Raw genomic sequence first — 5,018 nt, forward strand, 5'->3', positions numbered from 1 at the left:
ACAGCAAGAAATTCCGGTTTTGGCATTAGTTGGCTATACCAATGCTGGTAAATCTACTTTGTTAAATGTATTAACTAATGCTGAGGTTTTCACCGCAGATCAACTATTTGCTACCCTCGACCCAACAACCCGCAAAGTGGTAATTACAAAACCAGAAACACATGAACGTCGCTCGATTTTGCTCACAGATACTGTAGGGTTTATTCACGAACTCCCGCCAGCACTGATGGATGCGTTTCGCGCCACATTGGAGGAAGTCGTTGAGGCAGATGCGATGATTCATGTTGTGGATTTGTCCCATCCAGCTTGGGAAAGCCATATTGCGAGTGTGCTGGAAATACTCGAAGAAATGCCTGAGATTCCAGAAAAAAGTTTGATTGCTTTTAACAAGGTTGACAAAGTAGATAGCGAAACCTGGGCTAGGGTTCAACAAGATTATCCCGAAGCTGTGTTTATATCAGCAACCCAGCGCTTCGGTTTAGAGACTTTAAAAATGCGATCGCTACAACTAATTGACGAACCTGTTAAAGCAATTGCAGTCCCACAAAATTCATACTAACAAGAAGGGATTATATGATACCGACCATCATTGTTCATGGTGGAGCAAAAACCATCACAGACGACAAAGTTGCAGCCAATAATGCAGGCTGCACAGCAGCAGCAGAAGCTGGTTGGGCTGTGCTAATCAGTGGAGGTACTGCCGCAGAGGCTGTGGAAGCAGCTACCCGTGTTTTGGAAGCTGACCCGACATTTAACGCTGGTCTTGGTGCAACTCTCAACAGCGACGGAGAAGTGGAGTTAGACGCGGCGATTATGGAAGGCTCATTATGTTGGGGAGCGATCGCAGCAGTTCAGGGTATACGTCATCCAATCTCGGTTGCCCGAAAAATTATGGATGAAAAACCCAGGCTGCTAGTAGCGCGGGGTGGAGAACGCTTCGCTATAGATTGTGGTGCCGAAATGTGTAAAAAAGAAGACTTAATAGTTGAGGAGCAATGGCAGCAGTGGAAGGAAGATCGAGAAGTAATCGATCGCCCCAACACTATAGGCTGTGTAGCTTTGGATAGCAGCGGCATTTTAGCTGCTGGTACTTCAACTGGCGGCACTACCAAGCAGCAACAAGGTCGCGTCGGTGACACTGCGATCGTTGGCTGTGGCTTGTATGCTGATAATAAAATCGGCGCTTGCTCAACAACAGGTGATGGCGAGTCGATTATCCCGGTGGTTTTGGCTAAAACTGCGATAGATTTTTTGAGTGGAGACCGACATCCAGATGAAGCAGCACAGATGGCAATTGACGCTTTGGCTTCTAAGGTTAAAGGTGAAGCTGGGTGCATCCTCATAGATCGTCAAGGACGAGTTGGCTGGGCGTATAACTCATCACACATGGCTTGTGCTTATATGACCGCAGGACAAGAGAAGGTGGCTGCTTTTACCAAGAAATAACTCATACCAATTCGTAATGGGTTACGCCCCACTACGCTAAGTTTATGTGTAATTAATAAAACCAAATTCAATCTGAGTTTTCAAGTTTGAATATATAGGTTTTTTTTCAAGTTAGTGTTACTTGTAAATCCAGTAACTCATTTTTTATAAACAACCGTATCCATAAAAGGTTACGGTTTCTTGGAGGAGTAAATGAACTCAAAATACGACTTTCATTATTTTCAAGGGAGTACTCTTTCTGATCTGTTTGCTGAAGATATCACAGATGCATCTTATGGGTTTATTTTAAATTACCCTGCAACTGGCAGTTGGGCTGCTTATCCTAACCGGAAAAAATATTTTATTCAAGATGGCAGTAGTGAAGCCACAAAAACCTCCTTCGACAAGATTTGTCAGAAAGAACCTTGGAAAAATCTCGCTGTGTTAGGCGATCGCATTCCTGGAATTGTGATTATTCCACCACCAAAGTCTCTGCTTGAATACTGGCAAGAGCATTTCGGCTTCAGCGACTCCAATATTGAAATGATGGATTGCTCAACTTATTTGGATGACCTCAGCCAGGGCGAACATTTTGACAAACTCATAACTTTATTTCCCTTCGATCGTCTAAAACCTGAAAAACACGCTGTTGATTCAGACACACATTACCGCTTACTCAGCAAAGTAACTTTAGCCGAATTGGGGGTGCAATGTCCAAAATACGAAAGCTACAATTTGCATGAAGTCAATCTCGAAGACATTCAGTTACCACAATTTCCCTATTTAATCAAAACATCGCACGGACTCTCAGGAGAAGGCACTTATATTATCAAAAGCTCCAGCGATTTGAACTACTCTTTTGAAGAAATCAGGAAATATCTTGATATTAAATTAATTGATACGATTATTGTCTCGGAGTTCGTCAAGAATGAGGTGCAGAATTACTGCGTACAGTTCTATGTCAACAAAGCGGGAGAGATAACCCTCATCGGTACTACCAGGCAACTCGTCACTCCAGAAGGCAACTATTTAGGCGGACTGATTGACTACCGCAACACTGATATGAGCAAATTTTTTGAGATGATTGCTGCCATTGGTCAGTATGCTCACAAACAGGGTTATTTCGGCGTGATTGGCTTTGATGTGCTGGAAGATCGAGACGGACAATTTTATGCGATCGATGCCAATTTTCGAGTTAATGGCTCGACTCCGTTGTGCTTGCAGCGTCATACCCTACTGGGACTGGGAAAGGAAGTAGCTAAATATTCCAGTGACTACCGTATGGAAGGAACGTTAGATTCAATTTTAGTGACTTTAAAACCAGAACTAGATCGCAAAGACTTGATCGTTCTGTCGGCTTTAGAGAGGGTCAAATACGGAAAAATCTACACCGAAATTTATGCGATCGTTACTGGAGAAACTATCCAGGAAATGCAGCATATCGAGCAGAAATTACAGGATAAGGGATTACAATGGCTCCCTTAAACAGATTTAATCAGATAAAGTTGCAGCATTGCCACACACTGTAGCATTGATTTGGGTGCAACCCATTGCCCAGAAACTCAAGGGAGCGGGAAGTTCAATTAAATCTGCTTTCGCATCTGTATTGAGGAGTAAAGCAGACTAAAAACTATTTGTAAAAAAAGTAAATAGCATCAGGAGATTGTGTCATTTAAAAGTTGAGTCTGAGAGGTTGTTTTAAAAGTGTTTGGCTGTGATTTTAATCACATTTTTACCCCCCTTAATCCCCCCGATGCATTGGGGGGAAACCGGAAAATCTAGTTCCCTCCCCTTTGCAAGGGGAGGGTTAGGGTGGGGTAAAACCCGGATTTGTCAATTATTTCCAACTTGTGTGTACAGAGTAGCCTTGACAAGGAGAGGGTTAGGGTGGGGTTAACAAATATTTCATACATTACTACAAACTTTTTAAAGATCCTCTAAGTAAGTAAAAGGCGACAGATGAGATTTTGTAAGATTTGTTGACCAAGTTCCTGATGTTTATTAGTCGAAAGTCTTACTTAAAAGTCTAGAAAATGCTTACATCTACTTCTTGTGGCGCTTTCAGATTCCCCAATAGACAGAGAAATGCAACCGTAACAATAATTAACATATATATGTACTAGGAAAGTTATTAAGAAATATTTTTAATAACAACTGATACTAACAAAGCGACTGAATTACTTATTGAAGCTAAAGTCTCTAACGTTCTCGAAGGCAATTCCCAATCCCTAATTTATTTTAGAAAGTAACACTTATGCAATTAAAGCCAATCAATCAGCAAGTCGTTTCTGTCGTCGGAGCCTCCAGCGGGATCGGACGTGTCACAGCTCTTGAGTTTGCTAGACGTGGCGCAAAAGTCGTAGTCTCGGCTCGGAGTGAGTCGAAGCTAAAGTCTTTAGTGGAGGAGATTCGCGGCTTTGGCGGTGAAGCAACTTTTTACGTAGCTGATGTGGAAGTATTTGAGCAAGTTAAAGCGATCGCAGATAAAGCTGTAGAAGTGTACGGACGACTCGATACATGGGTACACGTCTCTGCTATCGGCATCTTTGCCACTTTCGACAACATAAAACCAGAAGAGTTTAAGCATGTCATTGATGTCGATCTCCTGGGACAAGTGTATGGTGCAATGGCAGCCCTACCCCATCTGAAGCGTGAGGGACGGGGGGCGCTGATCCATGTCTCTTCAATGGAAGGTAGGCGATCGCTCCCCTACCAAAGTGCTTACTCCGCAGCCAAGCACGGGGTTGAGGGCTTTATCGAAGCCATGCGCCTTGAGTTGCAACATGAAAAATGGCCGATCAGCGTCACGAGTGTGAAACCAGCGGTGATTAATACCCCCTTTTGGAATAATGGTCTGACGAAATTAGGCGTAAAGCCTTCGGGGATACCACCTTACTACGACCCTAAACTTGTAGCTGATGCTATCCTCTACGTAGCCGAACATCCAACTCGTGATTACTTGGTTGGAGATGTAGCTAAAATATTAGATGTGGTACAGCGCATCTCACCATCATTAGTAGATTCATTGTTACTACTCGTCGGCTTCGATTTACTACGTTCTTCTGAGGCGAAGTCTGAAGATGCACCAAATAATTTTTACCAATCTGTTTCTGAAGACGAAAGAGTTAAGGGAGACTATAGTAACTTAGTTATACCTAGCATTTCCGACTGGCTAGAGAAAAATCCGCTTCTTCAGTGGGGTGCGATCGCTGGTACAGCAGCATTAGCATTTCTAGCAGGTCAAGCATTCAAAAAGGAAGGATAAGGCGATTGATTAATTGAGTAAATCTCAGCAGTCAAATTGTCCGATCCAGGAGCATTCCAGCCAATGACAGACTATCAACGCACCTTACCGCCTCTGTGGATAGGTTCGGCAATCGCTTTCTATGCCTTTATTGCCATTGGGATAGCTGAAGCAGGATTAGGAGTTCTTCTGCCCTCCATTCTGTCTACCTATAACCTGACTCCAGCAACCGTTACTCTGCTGTTTCTCAGTCAAATTAGCGGCTACATTCTAGCAGCATTCACCAGCAGTAAGCTAAAACACATCTAAATTACATAATCACCCGTGAATGTCGTCCTTTGTAGTCATT

At 43.1% G+C, this 5,018-nt stretch carries 5 protein-coding genes; all 5 read left to right on the forward strand.

The genetic code is table 11. The features are described 5' to 3' along the window. Positions 1 to 559: GTPase (locus IQ229_RS12655; protein ID WP_194044182.1), on the forward strand; the 559-nt coding region annotated here is incomplete at its 5' end. 14 nt (positions 560 to 573) lie between these two features. After that, positions 574 to 1,446 (forward strand): isoaspartyl peptidase/L-asparaginase family protein, encoded by an 873-nt coding sequence (locus tag IQ229_RS12660; RefSeq protein ID WP_194044184.1) that lies wholly within the window; start codon positions 574 to 576, stop codon positions 1,444 to 1,446. A gap of 192 nt (positions 1,447 to 1,638) precedes the next feature. Next, complete coding sequence (locus tag IQ229_RS12665; protein WP_194044186.1) at positions 1,639 to 2,910, forward strand: ATP-grasp domain-containing protein; 1,272 nt, start codon at positions 1,639 to 1,641, stop codon at positions 2,908 to 2,910. Between the two features lie 769 nt (positions 2,911 to 3,679). Next, positions 3,680 to 4,690 (forward strand): SDR family oxidoreductase, encoded by a 1,011-nt coding sequence (locus IQ229_RS12670; protein WP_194044188.1) that lies wholly within the window; start codon positions 3,680 to 3,682, stop codon positions 4,688 to 4,690. Between the two features lie 63 nt (positions 4,691 to 4,753). Then, complete coding sequence (locus IQ229_RS12675) at positions 4,754 to 4,978, forward strand: hypothetical protein (RefSeq protein WP_322743982.1); 225 nt, start codon at positions 4,754 to 4,756, stop codon at positions 4,976 to 4,978. The last annotated feature ends 40 nt before the right edge of the window (positions 4,979 to 5,018 follow it).

The sequence above is a fragment of the Nostoc cf. edaphicum LEGE 07299 genome (genome assembly GCF_015207245.1).
In the GTDB taxonomy this organism is placed as follows: Bacteria; Cyanobacteriota; Cyanobacteriia; order Cyanobacteriales; family Nostocaceae; genus Nostoc; species Nostoc edaphicum_B.

Coding starts and splice junctions, on each gene's coding strand:
- IQ229_RS12660 (WP_194044184.1), top strand. CDS start 574: ATGATACCGACCATCATTGTTCATGGTGGAGCAAAAACCATCACAGAC.
- IQ229_RS12665 (WP_194044186.1), top strand. CDS start 1,639: ATGAACTCAAAATACGACTTTCATTATTTTCAAGGGAGTACTCTTTCT.
- IQ229_RS12670 (WP_194044188.1), top strand. CDS start 3,680: ATGCAATTAAAGCCAATCAATCAGCAAGTCGTTTCTGTCGTCGGAGCC.
- IQ229_RS12675 (WP_322743982.1), top strand. CDS start 4,754: ATGACAGACTATCAACGCACCTTACCGCCTCTGTGGATAGGTTCGGCA.